Here is a 23,787-nt window from a genome sequence, read left to right as displayed (position 1 = left end):
CCGCGCCGCGTGTCGCCGCGATCGTCGGCGTGTCCTCCTGAGAAATGCGTCGATTCGGCCGCGCGGTCCTGAGAAACGGTTGGTGGGGCGACGGTACGGCGGTGCGGGCGGGCGGCATCCGCTCGAGAGCCGAGAGCGCCGGTGCCGACCCCCGCTCGGGGGCGTGGACGCGTGGCATCCGCGACTTGCCGTATTCGAACATGTGTTCGAATATTGAGTGGTGACCATGACCGCTCCCCGATCCGCGCCGACCGCTTCCGCGGCGGCCGCGGGCCGGGTCGAGCGCGTCGAGGAACTGCAGGCGCGCATCCGCGGCATGCAGGCCACGCGGCTCGACTCGCGGGCGGTGCCGACGCATCCGGCGCTCGCCGCGGTCCTGCCGGGCGGGGCGCTGCGCGAGGGTGCGGTCGTGCAGGTCGAAGGGTCGATCACGCTCCTCATGGCTGCGCTGGCGGGGCCGTCTCGGAGCGGGCGCTGGGTCGCCGTCGCCGGCATCCCCGAATTCGGCGTCGAGGCGGCCGTGCGGTTCGGGATCGACCTCGAACGGCTCGTGCTGGTGCCCGACCCGGGTCGGCAGTGGCTCGCGGTCGCCGCGGCGCTCGCCGACGTCATCCCGGTGGTGGCCGTGCGTCCGCCGGGCCGGCCCGCGCCCGCCGAGGCATCGCGGTTCGCGGCCCGGCTGCGGCAGCGCGGAGCACTGCTGCTCGTCGACGGCGACTGGCCGGGCAGCGATGCGCGCCTCGAGCTCGAGCAGAGCGAGTGGGTCGGGCTCGACCACGGGCACGGTCACCTCGCGGAGCGGGAGGCCGTCGTCAGGGTGACGGGGCGCGGCGAGGTCGGCCGTGGCAGCCGACGGCGGTTGCGGCTCCCGGCGGGCGATCTCGGGTTCGCGGCGGTCGACGAGCAGAGCGCGTCACCCGCCTCCCCGGCCTCGTCCGCGCACGCCGCCGTCGACGATGCCGTCGTGCACCGGCCCGACTTCGCGGCGAGGGCGTCGTGAGCGCAGCGGTGCGCACGATCGTGCTGTGGTGCCCCGACTGGCCCGTGCTCGCGGCGTGCCGTGAGCACGGCATCGATCCCGCCCGGCCCGTGGCCCTCACCGAGAAGGGGCTCGTGCACTCGTGCTCGGCCGCGGCCCGCCGCGACGGCGTGGCGCGCGGCCTGCGGCTCCGCGAGGCCCAGTACCGGTCGACCGCGCTCACGGTGCTCGAGTACGACGCGGCGCTCGACCACCGGGCGTTCGAGCCGGTCGTGCGCGGCATCGAGGCGATCGTGCCCGGCGTGCAGGTGCTGCGGCCGGGCGCGCTCGCGATGCGGTCCCGGGGTCCGGCCAGGTACTACGGCGGCGAGGAGGCCGCGGCGCGGGCGCTCCTGGATGCGGCATCCGGGCTCGGGGTCGCCGGTGCGCGCGTCGGGGTCGCCGACGGGCCGTTCGCGGCGGAACAGGCGGCGCGCGCCGCCTCGGGTGCGGGAGGCGCCGCCCCCGTGCACGTGGTGCCCTCCGGCGGGTCGGCCGCGTTCCTCGCCGAGCTGCCGGTCTCCCTCGTGGTCGACGCGCGCACGACGACGCTGCTGCACCGGCTCGGGGTGCGCACGCTCGGCGGGTTCGCGGCGCTGCCCGACGACGACGTGCGGCGGCGGTTCGGCGCGGCGGGCGCGTTCGCGCACGACCGGGCGGCCGGCCGCGAGCAGTCGCGGGTGGCTCCGCGCACTCCCCCGCCCGACTTCGAGGTGGAGCAGCACTTCGAACCGCCGTTGGAGCGCATCGACCAGCTGGCGTTCGCGTTCCGCGTGCGGGCCGAGGAGTTCATCGCGCGGATGCGGGCCGTGCGGCTCGTGTGCACCGGCATCCGCGTCGAGCTCGACGACGAGCGCGGCGGACACGCGAGCCGGAGCTGGCTGCACCCTCACTGGTTCACCCCCGCCGACGTGGTCGACCGGGTGCGCTGGCAGTTGCAGGGCGCGGGCACGGCCGACGCCGGCCTCGACTCCCCCATCGTCCGGCTGCGGGTCGTGCCCGAGCGCGTCGACTCGACCGGCAACCATGAAGCGGGGCTCTGGGGCGGCGGGCCCGACGAGCGAGTGCACCACGGACTCACGCGGGTGCAGAGCATGCTCGGCCACGAGGGCGTGGTGACGGCGTCGGTCGGCGGCGGGCGCATGCTCGCCGACCGCCAGGTGCTGGTTCCGTGGGGCGACCGCGCGCCCGAACGAGGAGCCGCCGAGGCGCCGTGGCCCGGCAGCCTGCCTGCGCTCGCGCCCGCGAGCGTGTTCCGGGAGCGGATGCCGGTGGTGCTCGTCGACACCGATGGCGCACCGGTCCGCGTCGACGTCCGCGGTGCGATCTCGGCGCCGCCCGTCTCGTTCGCGGTGGGTGCGGGGCGGCCTGCTCCCGTACGGGCGTGGGCGGGCCCGTGGCCGGTCGTCGAGCGCTGGTGGGACGCGGAGCGCGCTCGCCGGGTGCACCGCTTCCAGGTGGTCGACCACGACGGCTGCGCGTGGCTGCTCGTGCGCGACGCCGAGGGCTGGTGGGCCGAGGCGAGGTACGACTGATGGGCTGGAACAACCCCGAGATCCCGTGGTCCGAACTCGAGCGCCGGCTCTCCGACCGGCAGCGGCCGGGCGGCGCGACGGCCGGCCGCTCGACGGTGCTGGGCGACGGCGGCGACAGCCCGGGCTGGAGCCGGAAGCGGCATCCGTACCGCCCGTCGGAGGCCGCCGCCGCCCGGCCCGGCGGGCCGATCGTGCCGTACGCGGAGTTGCACGCGCATTCCACCTTCAGCTTCCTCGACGGGGCGTCCGGGCCCGAGCGACTCGTCGAGGAGGCCCACCGGCTGGGGCTCACCGGACTCGCGATCACCGACCACGACGGCTTCTACGGCATCGTGCGCTTCGCCGAGGCCGCCGAGGCGTACCTGGAGCTCGAGACCGTGTACGGCGCCGAGTTGTCGTTCGGCCTCACCGAGCCGCAGATGGGCGCCGCCGACCCCGAGGGCGACCACCTGCTCGTGCTCGCCGCGCGCGAGGAGGGCTACCACCGGCTCGCGTCGGCGATCACCGCCGGCCAGCTCGCGGGCGGCGAGAAGGGGCGACCCGTCTACGACCTCGAGGAGCTCGCGGCGCGCGCCGACGGGCACTGGGTCGTCTCGACCGGATGCCGCAAGGGCGCGGTGCGCCGGGCGCTCGCGGGCGAGGGCGGGGCGGATGCCGCGTGGCGCGAGCTCGACCGGCTCATCGCGCTGTTCGGCCGCGACCACGTGGTCGTCGAGCTGACCGACCACGGCGACCCGGTCGACCAGGTGCGCAACGACGCGCTCGCCGCGCTCGCGGCCCGGGCGCGCGTGCCCGTGCTCGCGACCAACGCGGTGCACTACGCGACGCCCGGCGAGCACCGGCTGGCGTCGGCGCTCGCGGCGGTGCGCGCCCGGCGCAGCCTCGACGAGCTCGACGGGTGGCTGCCCGCGACCGACGGGCGGCACCTGCGCTCGGGCGCCGAGATGCTCGCCCGCTTCGGCCGGTACGGCGGCGCCGTCGAGCACTCGGTGACGCTCGCGCGCGACCTGTCGTTCCGGCTGCGCAGCGCCCGCCCGCGCCTGCCCCGGCAGGAGGTGCCGGAGGGGCACACGCCGATGTCGTGGCTGCGCGAGCTCGCGTGGCAGGGCGCCGAACGGCGCTACCCGGGCGTGCCCGCCCATGTGCGCGAGCGGCTCGCGAAGGAGCTCGACGTGATCGAGCAGAAGGACTTCCCCGGGTACTTCCTCATCGTGCACGACCTCGTGCAGGAGGCGCGCCGCCGCGGCATCCTCTGCCAGGGTCGCGGCTCGGCGGCGAACTCGGCGGTCTGCTACGTGCTCGACATCACCGGGGTGGACTCGATCTTCTACGAGCTGCCGTTCGAGCGGTTCCTGTCGTCGCTGCGCGACGAGGAGCCCGACATCGACGTCGACTTCGACTCCGACCGGCGCGAGGAGATCATCCAGTACGTCTACGGCCGGTACGGGCGGCAGAACGCCGCGCAGGTCGCGAACGTGATCAGCTACCGGCCGAAGGGCGCGGTGCGCGACATGGCGAAGGCGCTCGGCTACTCCACGGGCCAGCAGGACGCGTGGTCGCGCCAGGTCGAGCGCTGGGGCGCCGTCGTCGAGACGCAGGATCACGACATCCCCGACGCGGTCGTCGAGCTCGCCGAGCAGTTGCTGACCTTCCCCCGGCACCTCGGAATCCACTCGGGCGGCATGGTGCTCACCGACCGGCCCGTCGGCGAGGTGTGCCCCATCGAGCACGCCCGCATGGAGGACCGGACCGTCCTGCAGTGGGACAAGGACGACTGCGCGTGGATGGGCCTGGTCAAGTTCGACCTCCTCGGGCTCGGCATGCTCGCGGCGCTGCAGTACACGTTCGACCTCGTGCGCGAGCACACGGGCGAGGAGTGGGAGCTCGCGACGATCCCGAAGGAGGAGCCCGCGGTCTACGACATGCTGTGCCGTGCCGACTCGATCGGGGTGTTCCAGGTCGAGTCGCGCGCGCAGATGGGCACGCTCCCCCGGCTGCAACCCCGCTGCTTCTACGACCTCGTCGTCGAGATCGCGCTCATCCGACCTGGGCCCGTGCAGGGCGGTGCGGTGCACCCGTACATCCGACGCCGCACGGGCGAGGAGCCGATCTCCTACCTGCACCCCAAGCTCGAGCCCGTGCTGCGGCGCACGCTCGGCGTGCCGCTGTTCCAGGAGCAGCTCATGCAGATGGCCGTCGCCGTCGGCGACTGCGACGCGGCCGACGCCGACCTGCTGCGTCGCGCGATGGGCTCCAAGCGCGGCGTCGAGAAGATCGAGCGGCTGCGGGCCAAGCTCTACGACGGCATGGCGCGCAACGGCATCGAGCCCGACGTGGCCGACTCCATCTACGAGAAGATCGAGGCGTTCGCGAACTTCGGCTTCGCCGAGAGCCACGCCATCAGCTTCGGCCTGCTCGTCTACGCGAGCTCGTGGCTGAAGCTGCACTACCCGGCTGCGTTCCTCGCGGCGTTGCTGCGCGCCCAGCCCATGGGGTTCTACTCGCCGCACACGCTCACCGCCGACGCGCGCCGGCACGGGGTGGAGCTGCTCCGGCCCGACCTGGCGCGCTCGGGCGTGCACGCCGGGCTCGAGGCGCTCGTGCCCGAGGCGGCGAGCGCGACGGATGCGGCGGGGGCCGGCGGCACCCGGCCTCCGACCGGCGTGCCCGGCTGCGCCGAGCCCACGCAACCGCCCGTCGGCCCGTTCGATCGCGGTGCGCCCGACCGGTCGGCGGAGCACCGGCGCGACGGCGCGTTCGCGGTGCGCCTCGGGCTCGCCGACGTGACCTCGATCGGCGCGAAGGTCGCCGAACGGATCGTCGCCGAACGCGACGCCCACGGGCCGTATCGCGACATGGCCGACCTGTCGCGGCGCGCCGACCTCGATGCGGCCCAGCTCGAAGCGCTCGCCGCCGCGGGCGCATTCGAGTGCTTCGACCTGCGGCCGCGGCAGGCGCTGTGGCTCGCGGGAGAGGCGGCGCAGGACCGCGCCGACTACCTGCCGGGGGCGGTCGTCGTCGTGCAGCCGCCGCTGCTGCCCCTGCTGAACGACGCCGAGCAGGTGGTGTACGACCTGTGGGCGACGGGGATCTCCCCCGACGACCACCCGATCCGGCATGTGCGCGACCACTTGGACGCGCGCGGGGCGGTGCGCATCGACCGTTTGGGCGGAGCCGAGTCCGGGCGCCGCATCGAGGTCGGCGGCGTCGTCACGCACCGGCAACGGCCGGCGACCGCGAGCGGCATCACGTTCATGAACCTCGAGGACGAGTCCGGCACGCTCAACGTGATCGCGAGCGTCGGCGTGTGGACCAGGTACCGCCGCATCGCCCGCGAGGCGCCGGCGATGGTGGTGCGGGGCATCCTCGAGCGGTCGCGCGAGGGGGTGGTGAACCTCGTGGCCGATCGGTTCGAGCCGCTCATCGTGTCGACGACGAACCGCTCGCGCGACTTCCGCTGAGCCGGCCTGTGCGGTGCGCGCGACGCGGCGATACGCTGGCGATGGCCGGACACGCGCGCTGTCGCGACGCGAGGGGGTGGCCATGTGACCGGGTCGGCACGAGAACCGCTGTTCACGCGCGCGTTCATCGCGCTGTCGATCGCCGAGCTCGCGTACTTCACGGCGGTCGGTGTCGCCCTCTTCGCCCTGCCGCTGTACGTCACCGGGCCGGTCGGCGGCGATGAGGCGTGGGCCGGGCTCGCCGTCGGCGTGTTCGCCGTCTCCGCACTGGTGCTCCGGCCGTTCGCGGGCCGGGCGTCCGACCGGTTCGGTCGTCGCCCCATGCTCCTCGGCGGTGCCCTGATCGCGGCCGCCTCGCTGGCCCTGCTCGCCACGACGGAGCAGCTCCTCGTGATCATCGGGTTGCGCCTGCTCGCGGGCGTCGCCGAAGCGGCGTTCTTCGTGGCCGGGTTCGCCGCCCTGGCCGACCTCGCCCCGGCGTCGCGCATGGGCGAGGCGCTGTCCTACAACTCGCTCGGGCTCTACCTCGGCATCGCGTTCGGTCCGCTCCTCGGCCAGGCGCTGCTGGATGCCGCGGGGTTCGTCGCCGTCTGGCTCGGCGGCGCCGGACTCGCCGTGCTGGCCGTCGGTCTCGCCCTCCTGGTCGGCGAGACGAGGACGGCACCGCCGGAGGTCGGCGGCCGGATCCGGATCGTCCACCGTCCGGCGATCCCGATCTCGATCGGCTTCCTCAGCTCGCTCGCCGCCGTCGGCGGCTTCATCGCGTTCGCGACGCTGTGGGCAGAGCGCATCGACCTCGCCTCGCCGAGCATCGCCCTCTTCGCCTACGGCGGTGTCGTCGTCGTGTGCCGCATCGCGTTCGCGCGGGTTCCGGATCGACTCCCGTCGCTTCCGCTCGCCGCCGCCTCGCTGGTGGCCATCGGCATCGGCCTCGTCATCGCCGCGACCTGGCAGGACTGGGTCGGGCTCATCGTCGGCGTCGTCTTCATGGGGGTCGGCATCACCTTCACGACGCCCGCATTCTTCGCCGCGGTCTTCGCGACCGCGTCCCCGTCCGAACGCGGCATCGCGTCGGGCACCGCCAGCGCGGCACTCGACCTGGGCCTCGGCATCGGCCCGATCGCGCTCGGACTCGTCGCCGCGCCGTTCGGCATCCCGTGGGCGTTCGCGCTCGCCGCGGCCATCGCGTTCGCCGGCGCGGCGTGGACCGCACGCCTCGCGCGTCGGTCCCCGGCACACGCGTGAGCGCCGGTCTCCCGCCGTGTCGACGCGCGACGCCGGGAACCGTTCGCTAGCCTCGGCGGGTGCCCCCAGCCTCGAACGACCGATTCGGCCCCGACCGCTACGGCCAGGACGTGCTCGCCGGCGACTGGCGTGCCGCCGGCCGGCGCACGATCCCGGAGGTCCCGGCGACCCGCGACCTGGTGGTCGAGCTCGCGGCCGACGGGTACTGCGGCGCCGTGGTCGCCGTCGAGAAGCAGACCGTGACGCTCGAGGACCGGCACGGTCGCACGCGCATATTCCCGCTCGGCCACGGCTTCCTCGTCGACGGGGAGCCCGTCCGCCTGGTCGCGCCGAAGGCGACGGCACCCCAGGGGCGGGTCCGCACGGCGTCCGGGTCGTACGCCGTCGAGCCGGGTAGCCCGGCGAAGGTCGCGCTACCGAGCCGCATCTTCGTCGAGGGCCGGCACGACGCCGAGCTCGTCGAGAAGATTTGGGGCGCCGACCTCCGCGTCGAGGGCGTCGTCGTCGAGTACCTCGAGGGCGTCGACGACCTCGCCGCCGTCCTCGACGAGTTCCGGCCCGGTCCGGGTCGACGGGTGGGCGTCCTCGTCGATCACCTCGTCGCCGGATCGAAGGAGCAGCGCATCGCCGACGCCGTCATGCGCGGGCGCCATCGCGGCCACGTGCTCGTCGTGGGCCATCCGTTCATCGACGTGTGGCAGGGAGTCAAGCCCGCCCGGATCGGGCGCGAGGCGTGGCCGGTCATCCCTCGCGGGACGTCGTGGAAGCACGGCGTCTGCGCGGCGCTCGGCTGGCCGCATGAGGACCAGGCCGACATCGCCCGGGCCTGGCAGCGCATCCTCGGGCAGGTGCGCGGGTACGGCGACCTGGAGCCCGCCCTCCTCGGCCGGGTCGAGGAGCTCATCGACTTCGTCACCGCTGGCACGGCCGGGTGACCGTCGCCGCGGAGCCTCGGCGCTCCTAGCCGATGGTGGTGCCGAAGGCGAGGCCGAGCAGGTAGGTGACCGCGGCGGCGCCGAGGCCGATCGCGAGCTGGCGCAGCGCACGCTTGAGCGGGGATGCGCCCGAGAGCAGGCCGACGGTCGCGCCGGTCAGGAGCAGGGCGATGCTCACGAGCACGGTGGCGGCGATGATCGCCGCCGTGCCGGACAGGCCGAGGATCCACGGGAGCACGGGGATGAGCGCGCCGGAGGCGAAGAAGAGGAAACTCGAGACGGCCGCGCTCATGCCGGTCCCGACGGCCTCGTCGTCGTGCTCCACGATGCCGATCGCATCCGTCGGCGCGGGCGTGCGCCCCGCGGCCTGCACCCGGGCGACGACGAGCGCCGCCTGCTCGATCGCGTCCTGCTCGGCCATGCCCCGCGCCCGGTAGACGAGGGCGAGCTCGTTCGCGTCGATGTCGAGGTCGACGAGCGCGTCGCGCGCGGTCGGGTCGGGGGCGGAGGCCTCCAGCAGCTCGCGCTGGGATCGCACCGAGACGTACTCTCCCGCGCCCATCGACAGGGCGCCGGCGAGGAGCCCCGCGATGCCGGTGAAGAGCACCACTGGGGCGGGAACGCCGGTCGCGCCGATGCCCAGCACGAGTGCGAGGTTCGAGACCAGGCCGTCGTTGGCCCCGAAGACGGCGGCGCGGAACGTGCCGGCGAGGCGCCGCCGCCCGCGAGCGGCCAGGCCGCGGACCACTTCGCCGTGGATGCGCTCGTCCGCGGCCATCGCGGCGGTCGCGTGCGGGTCGGTGGCGTACGGCGAACGGGACTCCGCGCGCTGCGCGAGCGCGAGCACGAAGATCGAGCCGAATCGTCGCGCCAGCCCGGCGAGCATGCGGGTGCGGATGTCGGCGCGCGGGATGCCGTCGTCGTCGCCTCCGAGGAGCGCGAGCCAGTGCGCCTCGTGACGTCCCTCGGCCGCGGCGAGGGCGAGCAGGATCTCGCGCTCCTCGCCCTCACGTCGGGCGGCGAGTTCGCGGTACACGGCCGCTTCGGCGCGCTCGTCGGCGAGGTAGCGCTTCCATCGCGCCCGATCGGCGGGTGCGCCCTGGGGCTCGTCGGCGGTCATTCGGCTCCATCCCGTCGCGGGGACGGCCGATGCGGCCGATGCCCCGCCTCATCGCGTGTCGGCCCCACGGGCCTCCGAAAGGCTAGCGGCGCGGACGCCTCGAGGGGACCCGGGACCGCGGGATTGGCAGCATTTCGGAGTGCCGAACCGCCTGGGCGATGGCGCTCAGCCGACGAGCTTCTGCCATCCGTCGCCATCGGCGTACTCGAAGATCAGGTTGGTCTCGGTGTGCGCCACCGCGGGGTGACCCGTCAGGTGCGCGAGCACGAACTGACGCAGCTCCTCCGCGTCGCGCGCCGCCACGTGCAGCAGGTAGTCCTCGGCACCGGCCATGTGGAAGACGCCGAGCACCCCGGGCAGGTGCGGCACGGTGTTGCGGAAGGCGTCGATCTCGCTGCGGTCGTGCTTGACCAGCCGGATCGCGATCAGGGCCTGCAGCGAGACGCCCAGCGAGGCGAGGTCGACGTCGACCCGGTACCCGCGCACGGTGCCGAGGCTCTGCAGCCGTCGGAGTCGGAGCGAGACGGTCGATTCCGCGACGCCGACCTCAGCGGCCAGCGCCGCACCGGAGGCCCGGGCGTTCTTCGACAGCGCCGCGAGCAGCGCACGGTCGACGCGGTCGAGTTCGGCTTTCTGCGCCATGAGCGTGATCCTCTCGCCTATTCAGAAGATTCTGCGATTCAGTGGGATGATTCGCAAGCTTCTTCAGTCAAGAATCGGTAACGCCACAGATTCTGTAATCTGCGACCATGCTGACACCGATGTCGAACTTCGAGACCCGAGCCGTCCACGGCGGCATGGAGGGCGTGCACGAGCAGGGCTCGCACGTTCCCACCATCGATCTTTCCACGACCAACCCGCTGGGCGACGTCGAGAACGGCGGAATGTCCTACGAGGAGCTCGCCACGGGCGGATGCCTCACCGAAGGCCGGTCCGCCGTCTACCAGCGGCTGTGGCATCCCGGCGTCGCCCGGTTCGAGACCGCGCTGGCCGACCTCGAGGGAGCCGACGGCGCGGTGGCGTTCGGCACGGGCATGGCCGCGCTCGCCGCGACGCTCATCGCCACGGTTTCCGACGGACGCCCGCACGTGGTGGCCGTCCGCCCGCTCTACGGCGGGTCCGACCACGTGCTCGACAGCGGCCTGCTCGGCACGCAGGTCACCTGGACGGACGTCGACGGCATCGCCGCCGCCATCCGGCCCGACACCGGGCTCGTGATCGTCGAGACGCCCGCGAACCCCACCCTCGAGCTGATCGACCTCCGGCGTGCGGCGGAGGCCGCGGGCGACGTGCCGCTCCTGGTCGACAACACCTTCGCCACTCCCGTGCTGCAGCGCCCGCTCGAGCACGGCGCCACCCTCGTGATGCACAGCGCGACCAAGTACCTCGGCGGACACGGCGACGCCATGGGCGGCGTGGTCGCGGGCCCGATCGAGTGGGTCGAGAAGCTGCGCCGCGTCCGCGCGCTGACGGGCGGGCTGCTCCACCCGATGGGGGCCTACCTCCTCCACCGCGGCATCCGCACCCTGCCGGTGCGCGTGCGGGCGCAGCAGGAGACCGCCGGTGAGCTCGCGCGTCGCCTGCAGGCGCACCCGGCCGTCGCCCGCGTTCTCTACCCCGGCCTGCCGGGACAGGACCCGCAGGGGCTGATCGGCAACCAGATGTCGGGCCCCGGATCGATCATCGCGCTCGAGCTGGCGGGCGGATACGACGCGGCCTGCCGGTTCACGGAGGCGTGCGAGCTCGTGACCCACGCGGTGTCGCTCGGCGGCGTGGACTCGCTCGTGCAGCACCCCGCGTCGCTGACGCACCGCCCCGTCGCCGCGCACGCCAAGCCGAACGCCGGCGTCGTGCGACTGTCCATCGGCCTCGAGCACGTGGACGACCTGACGGCCGACCTGATGGCGGCGCTCGACGCCGCCGCCGAGGTTCAGGACCTCGGGCGGTCCTCGGAGGAGGGCGTCTCGGTCGACGTCGCCGGCTGAACCTCCTCGTCGTCCGGCGGCGCCGGGTTGCGGATCCCGATCCACGACACGGCGCCGCCGATGACGAGCAGCACGGCGAGGACGATCGCGACCGAGCGGTAGCCCGCGATGTCCAGTTCCCCGCCGACGATGACCCCGATCGACGCGACCGAGACCAGGCCGGCGATGCGCGCGACGGCATTGTTGACCGCCGAGCCGATGCCCGCTCGCGCCGGATCGACCGCGCCGAGGATCGCCGAGGTGAGGGGTGCGACGGTCATGGCCATGCCGAGGCCGACCACGACCATCCCGGGGAACACCTGCCACCAGTACTCGACCGGCAGGTCGATCGCGAGGGTCAGCAGGTAGCCCGCGGCGACGACGACCGGCCCGAGCGTCATGAAGATCCGGGGCCCGAAGCGTCCGCCGAGCGTGCCGAACCACGATCCGAGCAGCACCAGCATGGCGGTCGGCGGAAGCGTCGCGAGCCCGGCGAGCGTGGCCGAGAACCCGCCGACCTGCTGGAGCAGGATGGGCAGGGCGAAGAGGCCGAGCATGAACGCGGCGTAGATGAACCAGGTGGCGAGGTTGCCGGCCGCGAAGTTCCTCGCCCGGAACAGCGTCAGCGGCAGCAGCGGGGCGCGAGCCCGCCGCTCCCACAGCACGAACGCGACGAGCGCGAGCATGCCGCCGACCCCGGGCACGAACACGAGCGGGTCGGTCCAGCCCAGTCGGTTCAGTTCGATCAGCGCGAACACGGTGCCGCCGAGCCCGACGACGGCGAGCGCGGCGCCGAGCCAGTCGATGCGGGCGCGGTCGGGGTTCGCCTCGTCACGCCCCAGGCGGCGCATCAGCAGGAGCACGATCGCGATCGGCACCACGTTGATGGCGAACACCAGCCGCCACGAGACGAGGTCGACCAGTGCCCCGCCGAGGATGGGCCCCACGAGGAACGCGCTCGTGGTCCACGCCGTCCAGCGCCCGATCGCGCGTCCCTGCTCCGACTGCGGGAAGTGGGCGATGATGAGCGCGAGCGAGCTCGGGACCAGCAGGGCGCCGGACGCGCCCTGGAGCGCCCGTGCGACGACGAGCACGCCGCCCTCCGTCGCGATCGCGCACACCACCGAGGTGACGGCGAACCCGTACAGGCCGACGCGCAGGATCCGGAGCCGGCCGAACGAGTCCGACAGGGAGCCGGCGAGGAGGATGAGCGAGCCGAGGGTCAGGAGGTACGCGTCGACGGCCCACTGCTGCAGTACCAGGCCACCGCCGAGGTCCGCCTCGATGGCCGGCAGGGCGATGTTGATGACCGCGCCGTCGAGGAAGGCGATGAACGCGACGACGATCGCGATGACGAGCACGCGGGTCCGACGCTCCATGCGCGCCATGCTACGCCGGTGCCCCGACGACCCGACGACCTCACCGACCCGAGAGGCGCTTGCGCAGCATCTCGATGCGCGACTGCAGCTGCGTGACGGTCGCGTGGGCGACCTCCGGTCCGCCGCAGGCGCGACGCAGCTCGGCGTGGACGAGCGAGTGCGCCTGACCGGTCTGCCGCGCGTACAGGCCGACGAGGCTGTTGAGCAGTGCGCGCTGCTCCTTCAGTGTGCGGTAGAGCGCGACGGGCTCGGCGTGACCGTCCGATTCCTCCTCGGCGGATGCCGCGTGCTTGCGCCGGTCGGACGCGCGCCGGGCCTGGCGCGCCTGGCGGTGGCGCAGCAGCTCGGCCACCTGGTCGGGTTCGAGGATGCCCGGCAGTCCGATGAAGTCGAGCTCCTCGTCGCTACCCGGTTCGGCGAACGTGCCGAAGTCGGTGCCGTCGTACACGACGCGATCGAACGTGGCATGCGAGCCCAGGGCCTGCCAGGTGAACTCGGCCTGCAGCTCGTCGGAGGCCTTCTCGTCGCGGTTCGCCGACTCGAGCAGGCCGTCCTCGAGGCCCGGATCGTCGTCGCCGTCGCCGGAACGCCGGTCGAGCGCGTGGTCGCGCTGCCGCTCCAGCTCGCCCGCGAGCGCCATGAGGACGGGAACGTTCGGCAGGAAGACCGAGGCCGTCTCGCCCCGGCGCCGCGCGCGGACGAACCGGCCGATCGCCTGGGCGAAGAACAGCGGCGTCGACGAGCTCGTCGCGTACACGCCGACGGCGAGCCGCGGCACGTCGACGCCCTCGGAGACCATGCGCACCGCGACCATCCACCGGCTGGTGCCCTGCGAGAACTCCTCGATCCTGCCGGACGCCTCCTTCTCGTCGGAGAGGACGACGGTCACTCGCTCGCCGCACACGCGCTCGAGGATCTCGGCGTACGCGCGCGCCATCGACTGGTCGGTCGCGATGACGAGTCCGCCCGCGTCGGGGATGGCGTGCCGCACCTCGGTGAGCCGCCGGTCGGCCGCCTGCAGCACCGATGGGATCCACTCCCCCGTCGGCTCGAGCGCGGTGCGCCAGGCCGCCGAGTGGATGTCCTTCGTGGCGTCCTCGCCGAGGCGCGCCTCCATCTCGTCGCCGGCCTTGGTGCGCCATCGCATGCTGCCTGCGTAGACCATGAACAGCACGGGGCGGACCACGCCGTCCTGGAGGGCGCGCCCGTAGCCGTAGTCGTAGTCGGTCCGGGAGACGCGGATCCCCTTCGCGTCGGGCGCGTAGTCGACGAACGGGATGGGCGCGGTGTCGCTGCGGAACGGCGTGCCCGTGAGCGAGAGCCGTCGCGTCGCGGGCTCGAACGCCTCGCGGATCGCGTCGCCCCACGAGAGCGTGTCGCCGCCGTGGTGCACCTCGTCGAGGATCACCAGCGTGCGCCCGGAGAGCGTGAGCTCGCGGTGCAGCGCCGGGCGGACGGCGACCTGCGCGTAGGTCACGGCCACGCCGTGGTAGTGCCGAGCGGAGCGTCCGTGGGCGTTGCGGAACCCGGGATCGAGCCGGATGCCCACCCGGGCCGCCGCGTCCGCCCACTGCCGCTTGAGGTGGTCGGTCGGAGCGACCACCGTGATCCGGTCGATCGTGCGACGGGCGCGCAGCTCGGCGGCCAGGCGCAGCGCGAAGGTGGTCTTGCCCGCGCCGGGCGTCGCCGCGGCGAGGAAGTCGCGCGGCTCGTGCTCGAAGTAGCGGTCCAGCGCCTCGGCCTGCCAGGCGCGCAGCTTCGAGGCGGTTCCCCACGGCGCACGGGCCGGGAAGGAGGGTGAGAGGTGTTCGGCGGCCGAGGTGCCCGGCAGGTGATGGCCGGTGGGGGTCGCGTTGCTCACTCTGCAGCACTGTAGTCGAGACGCCCGACACGGATGCCGCACCCCGCACGGACGTGCACCGCGTGGAGCGGCGCGGAGGTCCGCGGCCTGTGCAGAATGGAGGGATGGTCACCCAGCAGCATCCCTGGTCGAGGTACGTCGCGATCGGCGACTCGTTCACGGAGGGCATCGGCGACCCCGAGCCCGGCCTGCCCGGGGGCCATCGCGGCTGGGCCGATCGCGTGGCCGAGGTCCTCTCGCGCGGCACCGAGGACTTCGCGTACGCGAACCTCGCCATCCGTGGTCGCCTGATCCAGCAGATCATCGACGAGCAGCTGGAGCCCGCGCTGGAGCTGCGCCCCGACCTGATCACGATCTCGGCGGGCGGGAACGACGTGATCCGCCCGCGCACCGACCCCGATGAGATCGCGGCGCGCTTCGAGTACGCCATCGAACGCCTCGCCCGCGACCGCGCGACGATCGTGCTGTTCACCGGCGTCGACGTGGGCTTCTCGCCGGTGTTCCGCGGCATCCGCGGCAAGGTCGCGATCTACAACGAGAACCTGCGCGCGATCGCCCAGAAGCACGATTGCATCGTCGCCGACCAGTGGGCGCTCGCCGAGATCCAGGACCAGCGGATGTGGGACCGGGACCGCCTGCACCTGAACTCGCTCGGCCACCACGAGGTGGCGCGCATGGTGCTGCGCGCGCTCAACGTCGAGAACGACCTCGAGCCGATGAAGCCCGAGCCGCTCCCCCAGCACTCGTGGCGGCAGGCGCGCACGCAGGACCTCTCGTGGGCGCGCGAGTACCTCGTGCCGTGGGTCATCCGCCGCATCCGCCACCAGTCGTCGGGCGACCTCATCACCGCGAAGCGACCGGATGCCGGCCCGTACGCGGTCCCTCCGGTCGGCGAGGTCGAGGACTAGTCCCCGTCGAGGGCGCCGGGGTTGGTCAGGCGCCACCACGCACCCGGGTCGTCGAGCGTCCCGTCGAGCTCGAGCGGCACCTCGATGCGCTGCGTGCCGGCGGTGACGACCGCCGTGCCCGCGCCGGTGCCGTCCGCGGCGAGGGTGACGGGCTCGGCCGTCACGGCGACGTCGACCGGGGTGTCGGACCAGACGACGACCGTCGCGCCCTCGGTCGCCCGTGCCGTCGCGGTGTCGCCCCACGGCGTCTCGTAGGTGGCCAGGCCGGCGCCGGCCTCGAGGGCGACGACCTCGTGGAAGCCCGGGGCGATGGTGTCGATCATGGCCGCGACGCCCTCGCGCACCTGCGGATGGTTCGCACCGCCGAGCAGCACGCCCACCAGGGTGACCGACCCGTCGCCGACGGGCACGTCGGCGGAGAACAGCAGGTTCGCCGCGTCGTCGGTCGTGCCGGTCTTGATGCCGTCGACACCGTGCGTCCCGAGCAGCTTGTTCGAGTTCTCGAGCGTGCCGAGACCGGGGATGTCCACCTGCTTCGTCGCGACGATCTCCGACAGCGTCGGGTCCTGGAGCGCGAGCTCGCCGAGCAGGACCAGGTCGGCGGCGGTACTCGTGTTCTCGAGCGAGAGGCCGCTCGTGTCGGCGATGACCGTGTTCGCGAGGCCGTGCTCGGCGACCCACGCCCGCGCCCGCTCCACGTAGGCGTCGACCGAGCCGAACGCCCACTGCGCGAGCGAGATGCTGTAGTTGTTGCCCGAGGGCAGCATCATGGCCTCGAGGCTCTGCCGCAGGCTCAGGGTGGACCCCGCCGCCACGGGGGCGACGGACCCGTTCTGGGCGACCATGTCCCAGTAGAGGTCGATGTCGGCTTCGGTGTATGCGATGCCGGGCCCGCCCTCGCCGGCCGGGATCGGGTGCTCCTCGAGGATGACCAGCGCGGTCACCACCTTGGCGATGCTCGCCATGGGCAGGGGCGTCGTCTCGCCGCCGGCGGCGAGTGCGCCGTCGAATCCGACGGCTCCGACCGCCCAGGCGCCGAAGCCGGGCTCGGTGACGGCCTGCGGCGGCGCGGCGACCGGCGCCGGGTCGACCACCGCGGGCGTCGACGCCGGCACGGGCGCCGTGAGCGTCGTCGCCGCGTAGGCGCCGCCCCCCACGAGCGCGGCGAGCAGCACGCCGAGCGTGCCGAAGACGGCGATCCGTCGGCGGCGGTACACCTGGGGCGAGGGCCGGGGCGGGGTCGTGGGTGCCGCGGGCGGGGCCGGGTCGAGCGTGCGAGACATCCGTTGCAGGATACCGGCCCTCGCTAGGCGAGCGCGTACAGGGCCACGGCCGCCGCGGCGGCGACGTTCAGCGAGTCGACGCCGTGGGCCATCGGGATGGTGACGACCGTGTCGGCCGCGGCCAGCGCCCGGTCCGAGAGGCCGTCGCCCTCGGCGCCGAGGACGAGCGCGAGCCGCTCGGGCGGATCGGCGGCCAGGTCGCGGAGCATGACGGCATCGTCGGCGAGGGCGAGCGCGGCGACCGCGAACCCGTGCTCCGACAGCAGGGCGCGCGCCTCGTCCCATTCGGGCAGTCGGGTCCACGGCACCTGGAAGACGGTGCCCATGCTCACCCGGACGCTCCGCCGGTACAGCGGGTCGGCGCAGCGCGGCGTGACCAGCACGGCGTCGGCCCCGAGCGCGGCGACGGATCGGATGATCGCCCCGACGTTGGTGTGGTCGACGATGTCCTCGAGGATCACGACGCGGCGCGATGCCGCCAGGAGCCGGGCGGGATCCGGCAGCGCCGGCCGCTCGAACGCCGCGAGCGCCCCCCGGTGCACCCGGTAGCCGGTGATCGCCTCGAGCTCGGCCGGATCGGCGAGGTGCACGGGGATGTCGAAGGGGTCGAGGGCGTCGCGGAGCCCCGGCAGCCACTTCTCCTCCATCAGCACCGAGCGCGGCGTGCACCCCGCGTCGATGGCGCGCCGGATGACCTTGGCCGACTCGGCGATGAAGATGCCGCGTTCGGGCTCGGTGATCGATCGCAGCGCGACATCCGTCAGCCGGGCGTAGTCGACGACGGTGTCGGATGCCGCATCGCGGACTCGTTCGATTCGCATCTGCCCTCCGACGACCAGCCTGCCAGCCCGCGGAAACATTCCGATAATGCGCGGTGTTTAGACTCTGGGAACCGCAGCACCGTCGAAGGGAGCCGTGTGGTCACAGGCATCGAGGCGCCGACGTCGCGCGACGCGCTGCTCGACGAGGCGATCGGGCTCATGCGCGGCGCGCGCGTGGCCGTGCTGACCGGCGCGGGCGTGAGCACCGATTCGGGCATTCCCGACTACCGGGGCGAGGGCGCGCCGGTGCGCAATCCGATGACCGTGCAGACCTTCCTCTCGTCGGAGACGGCCCGGAAGCGCTACTGGGCGGGCAGCCACCTCGGGTGGCGCGCCTTCGCGGCCGCGCGCCCGAACGACGGGCACCGCGCGCTCGCCGGCCTCGAGGCCGCGGGCGTGGTCTCCGGCGTGGTGACGCAGAACGTCGACGGGCTGCACCGCAAGGGCGGCAGCACGCACGTGGTCGAGCTGCACGGGGCGTCGGATCGCGTGACGTGCCTGGCCTGCGGCCAGATGTTCGCGCGGCAGTCGATCGCCGATCGGCTCGAGCTGCTGAACCCGCACCTCGACTTGACGCGCCCCGCGCGCGTCAACCCGGACGGCGACGCCGAGGTGGACGACGTCGAGTCCATGGTCGTTCCGGAGTGCACGGTCTGCGGCGGGGTGCTGAAGCCCGACGTGGTGTTCTTCGGCGAGTTCGTGCCGACGCCGGTGTACCGTCAGGCGGCCGCGCTCGTCCAGCGCGCCGACGTGCTCCTCGTGGCCGGCTCGTCGCTGGTCGTGAACTCGGGCGTGCGCCTGCTCGAGATCGCCCGGCGTCGCCGCATCCCCATCGTCGTGGTCAACCGCGGCCTGACCAAGGGCGACTCCCGCGCGACCGTGAAGCTCGACGCGGGGGCGACCGAGACGCTGACCGCGATGGCGCAGGCGCTCGGCGCATGATCGTGCGCCTCTGGCGGCCGGATGCCGCTGCGTCGGTCGTCGACGCCCCCGCGGCGACGATCGCCCTGGTGCGCCACGGCGAGACGGACTGGAACCGCGAGGGGCGCATCCAGGGCTCGACCGACATCCCGATGAACGAGCGCGGACGGGCGCAGTCGCGCGCGACCGCCGAGCGGCTGGCGTGCTCGCCGTGGGACGCGGTGGTCACGAGTCCGCTCTCGCGGTCGGCGGAGACCGCGTCGATCATCGCCGGGCGGCTGGGCCTCGCCGGTCCGGCGACGGTCCCGGCGCTCGCGGAGCGACGGCACGGCGTGCTCGAGGGGCTCACGCGAGAGGAACGCCTCCGGCACGAGGCCGGCGCCGGCGCGATCGATGGCCTCGAATCGCGCATGTCCGTCGTGTCGCGGGCGGTGCCGTCGCTGCTCGCCCTCGCGGCCCGGCATCCGGGAGGCGCGGTCGTCGCGGTCACGCACGGGGGCGTCATCCAGTCGCTGCTGCTGCACCTGGAGGAGCGCTCGAGCCTGCCGAGCGGCGCCGTCGCGAACGGGTCGGTGCACGTGGTGCGGGTCGCCGGCCCGCGCCTGGAGCTGGTCGCGACCGATGCGCTGGACCTCCGGGCCGCGACCGGGAGCGACTGACCGGCTCAGCGCGGCCGGCGCGGTCCGCCGTCGGCGACGTCGCGCAGCACCTCGAGCAGCCGCTCCGCGGAGGCGCTCCAGGTGAACCGCGCGGCCGCGTCGACGGATGCCGCGGAGCGCCGCTCCCACTCGCCCGGCGCCTCGAGCGCGCGCACGGCGCTGACGAGCCCGGCCGGGTCGTCGGGCGGGAAGTACGACGCGGCGTCGCCGCCGATCTCGCGGAAGATCGGGATGTCGCTCACGACCACCGGGGTCCCCAGGCGCATCGCCTCGACGAGCGGGATCCCGAACCCCTCGGCCTTGGACGCCGTGACGAGCGCCCTCGCGCCGCCGAGGACCTCGGCGTACTCGGCGTCGGTCGCGCCGTCGTGGAAGACGAGGCGGGCTCCCGGGGCGAGCCGCTCGAGGCGACGGCGCTCCTCGGGACGGATCCGGCTCATCAGGTGCAGCTCGTGGTCGGGGAGCTGCGCCGCGGACCGGACGAGCGTGTCGACGCCCTTGTACGGCATGAACGAGCCCATGTACACGAGCCGACCGTGCTCCGGGCGGGTGCGCGGCAACCGCGGCACGCCGAGCTCGTCGGCCGCGTTCGGGACGACCGTGACGGGCCGGTCGGTGAGCCGGTGCCGTTTGATCAGCCCGGCGGTGGTCTCCGAGACGGTCACGACCGCGTCCGCCCGGTTCAGCAGCATCCGCTGCGGCCACCACGCGAGGTGGTACAGCCGCCACAGCCCGCGCACAAACGCCGGCAGGTCGCGCGGCGGGGTGCGGTTCTCGTAGTAGATGAGGTCGTGCAGCGTGAGCACGAGCCGGTAGTCGCGCCCCCACGAGCCCATCGTCTGCATCGGGGAGAACACGACGTCCGGCTCGAGCTTGCGCACCTGCCGCGCCACCCACGGCTCGCGCATGCTGGTCGGGTCGCTGACGAGCTCCCAAGGCAGCGGCGGCAGCTTGTCGAGCTGGCGGTGGTCGCTGATGAGCATGGTGAGCGGATGCCGCCGGCCGAGCTCGCGCACGAGTCCGGCCGTGAACCGGCTGATGCCGTCGTGGTGACCGACGCGGACGTACCGGCAGTCGACGACGAGCCTCACGCGAGCCCCTCCTCGACGAACGCGCGAAGGTGGCCCGCGGCCTCGGCCGGCGTCTCGTAGTGGATGAGGTGGCCGACCCCGGCGATGACCTCGATCCGTCCGTGGTCGAACAGCGGCGCCAGCCGGTGCTGGGCGGCGAGCGGGGTGATGTCGTCCTTCTCGGCGACGATCATGAGCACGGGCACGTGGATGGCCGGCGCGTACTCGCGCACGTCGTGGCTCACCGATGCCCGGAACGCGGCGAGCACCGCGTCGCGATCGCCGAACGCGGAGAAGTACCGGTCGTGCTGGTCGTGGATGTAGCGGCGGAGCGCGGGCTCCTCGGTCTTGGCCATCGTCACGCTCATCACCCGGACGATGGCGCGGTTGCGCAGCAGCGCGAACCCGATGGGCTCCGGAAGCGCGGCCGCGGCGCGGTAGTACCCGATCGCGAGTCGCGTCATGATCGCGCGCGGGCCGTCGAGCGCGGGGGCGCCGATCGGGTTCACGAGCACGAGCCGGCCCGGCTCGAGCCCGGCGGCGACCGCGGCGGAGACGACGATCGAGCCGAAGGAGTGCCCGAGCAGCGTGTACCCGCCGGCGGCGCGAGCCGCGACATCCGTCGCCCCGGACGCCTCGACGAAGGCGGCGAGCCAGGTCGCGTAGCCGTCGATGTCGTGGTCGGCTCCGGCGAAGGTCGACGACTCGCCGAATCCGGGCAGGTCGGGCACGATGACCCGATAGCCGGGCAGCTTCGCGACGATCGGCTCGAGTCCGTGGTGATCGCCGCGGAAGCCGTGCACCATGACGATCACGGGCGCGTCGGCGTCGCCGTACTCCCACCACGCGGTGTCGCTGCCCGCGATCGTGGCGTGGTGTTCGCGGACCGGGATGCGCGCGAGCTCGTCGGCGTACGGTGAGGCGATCATCCCGGACATCCTACGGCGCGGCGCCTGAGCGCTGTCGGAGGGCGTGGATACCGTGGCGGGCATGGAGCACTCCCCCGCCGCATGCTGGGCCGACTCGCTCGCGGTCTTCGACCTCGAGACGACGGGCATCGACATCGACTCGTGCCGCATCGTGACCGCCCACTTGGGCGTCATCGGCCGGGAGGGCGAGGTGCTCGAGCAGCGCCAGTGGCTCGTCGATCCGGGCGTCGAGATCCCCACGGCCGCGACGCTGATCCACGGCGTCACGACCGAGCAGGCCCGCCTCGAGGGCATCCCGGCGGCGCAGGCCGTGGCCGAGATCGTCGAGACGTTGACGGATGCGGCGGCGCGCGGGCTGCCGATCGTCGCCTACAACGCCGCCTACGACCTGTCGGTGCTCCATCGCGAGGCCGAGCGGTACGGCCACGACGCCTTCCGCGGCCCGGCGTACGTGGTCGATCCGCTCGTGATCGACAAGGCCGTCGACCGGTACCGGCGCGGCAAGCGCACGCTCACGGCGGCCTGCGCGCACTACGGCGTCGAGCTGACGGCGGCGCACGATGCCGGCGCCGATGCGATCGCCGCCGGGCGGGTGGCGCAGGCCATCGCCCGCGCGTTCCCGGAGCTCGCCGCGACCGCCGTCGCCGAGTTGCACGCCCGGCAGGTCGACTGGTGCCGGGAGCAGGCCGAGAGCTACCAGCAGTGGCGCCGCGCCAACGGCGAGCCCGAGTTCACGACGTCCGGAGCGTGGCCGCTGCGCTGAGGCCGACTCGGCCGCCTCCCTTCGTCACGGGTTCGGGACGAACGACCGTCGCGCGATCACCGTCCGTCTGCGACGCTGTGTCCCATGACGGCATCGACCGACGACCGATCCGCGATCGACGCGTTCGCCGAGGCGAGTGCGCTCTGGCTCGTCGGCGACAGTCCCCCCGCGTTCCTCATCGACGCCGCGGTCGAGGCGGTCGTGGCGGGCGTCGACGCACCCGACCTGCACGAGCTCGCCGGGCTCTCCGACGCCGACGAGGCCTGGGAGCTGCGGGCGGCCCTGGAGCGCGCCCTCGCCGACCTCGGCCTGCCCGTGCCCGACCCCGCACCCGAGACGCGTCCGATGGCGATGCGGGCGCTGGCCGCGCTGCTGCTGCGCGACCGCATCTCGGTGCGCGAGCTGCTCGACTGGTCCCGCGGGGTGATCGGCGACGCCGACCCCGGTGAGGCACGACGCTTCCTGGAGATCGGAGGCGACCTCGACGCGGGCCGGATCACGCCGCACGAGGCGCAGCTGGCCGCGATCGACGAGTCGGCCCGCTACCTCCACGTCACCGCTCCGGCGCCGGACGCCTGAGCCGTCTTGTGCCGACGTGGCGAATTGCCACTTCCGGCGGGTACCGGCGCGACATTTCCGGCGCAATCGGCAACTCGCCGAGTGGCCGGATACGACGAGAGCCCCGCCTACCGGCAGGGCCCTCGCTTCGCGGCAGTGACTACTTGCCGAAGTTCTTGAAGCGCTGGTTGAACTTCTCGACGCGGCCGGCCGAGTCCATGATGCGCTGCTTGCCCGTGTAGAACGGGTGCGACGCCGACGAGATCTCGACGTCGATGACCGGGTAGGTCTCACCGTCGAGCTCGATCGTCTTGTCGCTCGTCACCGTCGAACGGGTGAGGAACGTCTCGCCCGAAGCGAGGTCGCGGAAGACGACGGCGTTGTAGGCGGGGTGGATGTCGGTCTTCATGGGACTTCCTTGTTGATCGGATTCGGTATCGCCCCGCCTGCGGGCAGGGAAAGCATGTCGGCCGTCGGGCCAGCACACGAGTCTAGCAGAGGTGCACGGATGACGCGTCAGCGCGCGGCGCGCGCCGTGTACCGGCCGTCCTGCTCGGCGAGCTCGATCGGCATGCCGAAGGTCCCGGTGAGCGTCTCGGAGGTGAGCGCCTCGGCGATCGGACCGGCCGCGCGGATCCGGCCGTCCGCGAGCAGCATCGCGTGCGTGAAGCCCTTCGGGATCTCCTCGACGTGGTGGGTCACCATCACGATGGCGGGCGACGACTCCGACGAGGCGTAGCCGCCGAGCAGCTCGACGAGCTCCTCGCGCGCGCCGAGGTCGAGCGATGCCGCCGGCTCGTCGAGCAGCAGCAGCTCGGGGTCGGTCATCACCGATCGCGCGATCTGCACGCGCTTCTGCTCACCGTCGGACAGGCTGCCGAAGCGGCGGTCGGCGAACCCCTCGAGCTGCCATTCCTTCAGCACGCGCTGGGCGCGACGGTCGTCGATCGACTCGTACTCCTCGTTCCAGCGGCCGGTGACCGAGTACGCGGCGGTCAGGACGGAGTCGAGCACCGTCTCGTTCTTGGGAATGCGACGCGCCATCGCCGTGGAGGCGAACCCGATCATCGGCCGGAGCTCGAAGACGTCGGTCTTGCCGAGCGATTCCTGGAGCACCTCGACCGAGCCCTTCGTCGGGTGCATGGCCGCGGCGGCGATCTGCAGGAGGGTGGTCTTGCCGGCGCCGTTCGGCCCGAGGATCACCCAGCGCTCGTCGGACCCCACGCTCCAGTCGATGTCGTCGAGGATCGCATTGCCATCGCGGACCACCGACACATGCTGGAACTGCAGAACCGTAGACGCCATGCCCCCCATGCTAGTGGGATCGACGGAGCCCGCCCGCGCACCCGTGGAGGGC

Annotated in this window: 21 protein-coding genes; 11 read left to right on the top strand and 10 right to left on the bottom strand. The window is 73.4% G+C overall.

Going from position 1 to position 23,787, the window contains the following annotated elements; translation table 11 throughout:
* Nucleotides 1–226: 226 nt before the first annotated feature.
* The 5 genes from imuA' (at nt 227) to ACUY4T_RS02675 (ending at nt 8,194) form a co-directional block, all read left to right on the top strand.
* Nucleotides 227–1,000, top strand: coding sequence for a DnaE2-dependent mutagenesis accessory factor ImuA' (imuA', locus tag ACUY4T_RS02695; protein ID WP_446017340.1), 774 nt, complete (start codon nt 227–229; stop codon nt 998–1,000).
* A complete protein-coding gene (locus ACUY4T_RS02690) occupies nt 997–2,553 on the top strand; it encodes a DNA polymerase Y family protein (protein WP_446017339.1) in 1,557 nt (518 codons plus the stop codon). The genes imuA' and ACUY4T_RS02690 overlap by 4 nt, the downstream gene beginning before the upstream one ends.
* Nucleotides 2,553–6,014, top strand: coding sequence for an error-prone DNA polymerase (locus tag ACUY4T_RS02685; RefSeq protein WP_446017338.1), 3,462 nt, complete (start codon nt 2,553–2,555; stop codon nt 6,012–6,014). Before ACUY4T_RS02690 ends, ACUY4T_RS02685 begins: the two co-directional genes overlap by 1 nt.
* Before the next feature lie 84 nt (nt 6,015–6,098).
* The gene (locus tag ACUY4T_RS02680; protein WP_446017337.1) at nt 6,099–7,259 is read left to right on the top strand and encodes an MFS transporter; all 1,161 of its coding nucleotides are present in this window, start codon (nt 6,099–6,101) and stop codon (nt 7,257–7,259) included.
* Nucleotides 7,260–7,318: 59 nt separating this feature from the next.
* The gene (locus ACUY4T_RS02675) at nt 7,319–8,194 is read left to right on the top strand and encodes a DUF3097 domain-containing protein (protein ID WP_446017336.1); all 876 of its coding nucleotides are present in this window, start codon (nt 7,319–7,321) and stop codon (nt 8,192–8,194) included.
* A 25-nt stretch (nt 8,195–8,219) separates the two neighbouring features.
* Here ACUY4T_RS02675 and ACUY4T_RS02670 read toward each other — a convergent pair whose 3' ends face one another.
* Together ACUY4T_RS02670 and ACUY4T_RS02665 are read right to left on the bottom strand one after the other, a co-directional pair.
* Nucleotides 8,220–9,314: a VIT1/CCC1 transporter family protein gene (locus tag ACUY4T_RS02670; RefSeq protein WP_446017335.1), complete on the bottom strand. Its 1,095-nt coding sequence runs from the start codon at nt 9,312–9,314 to the stop codon at nt 8,220–8,222.
* A 165-nt stretch (nt 9,315–9,479) separates the two neighbouring features.
* Nucleotides 9,480–9,956: an Lrp/AsnC family transcriptional regulator gene (locus tag ACUY4T_RS02665; RefSeq protein WP_446017334.1), complete on the bottom strand. Its 477-nt coding sequence runs from the start codon at nt 9,954–9,956 to the stop codon at nt 9,480–9,482.
* Between the two features lie 107 nt (nt 9,957–10,063).
* On the opposite strand from ACUY4T_RS02665, the gene ACUY4T_RS02660 reads away from it, so the two are divergent.
* Entirely contained in the window at nt 10,064–11,299 is a 1,236-nt protein-coding gene (locus ACUY4T_RS02660; protein WP_446017333.1) for a trans-sulfuration enzyme family protein, read from the top strand.
* On the opposite strand, the gene ACUY4T_RS02655 is transcribed toward ACUY4T_RS02660, so the two are convergent.
* Both ACUY4T_RS02655 and ACUY4T_RS02650 read right to left on the bottom strand, forming a co-directional pair.
* Nucleotides 11,245–12,657: a DHA2 family efflux MFS transporter permease subunit gene (locus ACUY4T_RS02655; RefSeq protein WP_446017332.1), complete on the bottom strand. Its 1,413-nt coding sequence runs from the start codon at nt 12,655–12,657 to the stop codon at nt 11,245–11,247. The two genes, ACUY4T_RS02660 and ACUY4T_RS02655, sit on opposite strands and share 55 nt — an antisense overlap.
* A gap of 40 nt (nt 12,658–12,697) precedes the next feature.
* A complete protein-coding gene (locus tag ACUY4T_RS02650) occupies nt 12,698–14,518 on the bottom strand; it encodes a DEAD/DEAH box helicase (RefSeq protein ID WP_446017331.1) in 1,821 nt (606 codons plus the stop codon).
* Nucleotides 14,519–14,622: 104 nt separating this feature from the next.
* On the opposite strand from ACUY4T_RS02650, the gene ACUY4T_RS02645 reads away from it, so the two are divergent.
* Nucleotides 14,623–15,426: an SGNH/GDSL hydrolase family protein gene (locus tag ACUY4T_RS02645; protein WP_446017330.1), complete on the top strand. Its 804-nt coding sequence runs from the start codon at nt 14,623–14,625 to the stop codon at nt 15,424–15,426.
* Here ACUY4T_RS02645 and ACUY4T_RS02640 read toward each other — a convergent pair.
* A complete protein-coding gene (locus tag ACUY4T_RS02640; protein ID WP_446017329.1) occupies nt 15,423–16,709 on the bottom strand; it encodes a D-alanyl-D-alanine carboxypeptidase family protein in 1,287 nt (428 codons plus the stop codon). The genes ACUY4T_RS02645 and ACUY4T_RS02640 overlap by 4 nt on opposite strands.
* Nucleotides 16,710–16,732: 23 nt before the next feature.
* Nucleotides 16,733–17,530, bottom strand: coding sequence for a TrmH family RNA methyltransferase (locus tag ACUY4T_RS02635; protein ID WP_446017328.1), 798 nt, complete (start codon nt 17,528–17,530; stop codon nt 16,733–16,735).
* A gap of 159 nt (nt 17,531–17,689) precedes the next feature.
* Between ACUY4T_RS02635 and ACUY4T_RS02630 the strand changes: the two genes are divergently transcribed.
* Together ACUY4T_RS02630 and ACUY4T_RS02625 are read left to right on the top strand one after the other, a co-directional pair.
* Nucleotides 17,690–18,472 (top strand): Sir2 family NAD-dependent protein deacetylase, encoded by a 783-nt coding sequence (locus ACUY4T_RS02630; protein WP_446017414.1) that lies wholly within the window; start codon nt 17,690–17,692, stop codon nt 18,470–18,472.
* Entirely contained in the window at nt 18,469–19,110 is a 642-nt protein-coding gene (locus ACUY4T_RS02625; RefSeq protein WP_446017327.1) for a histidine phosphatase family protein, read from the top strand. Before ACUY4T_RS02630 ends, ACUY4T_RS02625 begins: the two co-directional genes overlap by 4 nt.
* 5 nt (nt 19,111–19,115) lie before the next feature.
* Here ACUY4T_RS02625 and ACUY4T_RS02620 read toward each other — a convergent pair whose 3' ends face one another.
* Nucleotides 19,116–20,201 (bottom strand): glycosyltransferase family 4 protein, encoded by a 1,086-nt coding sequence (locus tag ACUY4T_RS02620; RefSeq protein ID WP_446017326.1) that lies wholly within the window; start codon nt 20,199–20,201, stop codon nt 19,116–19,118.
* A complete protein-coding gene (locus tag ACUY4T_RS02615) occupies nt 20,198–21,109 on the bottom strand; it encodes an alpha/beta fold hydrolase (RefSeq protein WP_446017325.1) in 912 nt (303 codons plus the stop codon). The genes ACUY4T_RS02620 and ACUY4T_RS02615 overlap by 4 nt, the downstream gene beginning before the upstream one ends.
* A gap of 61 nt (nt 21,110–21,170) precedes the next feature.
* Between ACUY4T_RS02615 and ACUY4T_RS02610 the strand changes: the two genes are divergently transcribed.
* Nucleotides 21,171–21,872 carry an exonuclease domain-containing protein gene (locus ACUY4T_RS02610; RefSeq protein WP_446017324.1) on the top strand — a complete coding sequence of 234 codons (702 nt, stop codon included), beginning with the start codon at nt 21,171–21,173 and terminating at the stop codon, nt 21,870–21,872.
* 84 nt (nt 21,873–21,956) lie between these two features.
* On the top strand, nt 21,957–22,451 hold the full coding sequence (locus ACUY4T_RS02605) for a hypothetical protein (protein ID WP_446017323.1): 495 nt from the start codon (nt 21,957–21,959) through the stop codon (nt 22,449–22,451).
* Nucleotides 22,452–22,590: 139 nt separating this feature from the next.
* Here ACUY4T_RS02605 and ACUY4T_RS02600 read toward each other — a convergent pair whose 3' ends face one another.
* Together ACUY4T_RS02600 and ACUY4T_RS02595 are read right to left on the bottom strand one after the other, a co-directional pair.
* The gene (locus tag ACUY4T_RS02600) at nt 22,591–22,839 is read right to left on the bottom strand and encodes a type B 50S ribosomal protein L31 (protein ID WP_446017322.1); all 249 of its coding nucleotides are present in this window, start codon (nt 22,837–22,839) and stop codon (nt 22,591–22,593) included.
* 107 nt (nt 22,840–22,946) lie between these two features.
* The gene (locus tag ACUY4T_RS02595; protein WP_446017321.1) at nt 22,947–23,735 is read right to left on the bottom strand and encodes an ABC transporter ATP-binding protein; all 789 of its coding nucleotides are present in this window, start codon (nt 23,733–23,735) and stop codon (nt 22,947–22,949) included.
* Between the last annotated feature and the right edge of the window lie 52 nt (nt 23,736–23,787).

It is taken from the genome of Agromyces arachidis, assembly GCF_052805135.1.
This window is presented reverse-complemented; position numbering and strand designations above follow the sequence as displayed.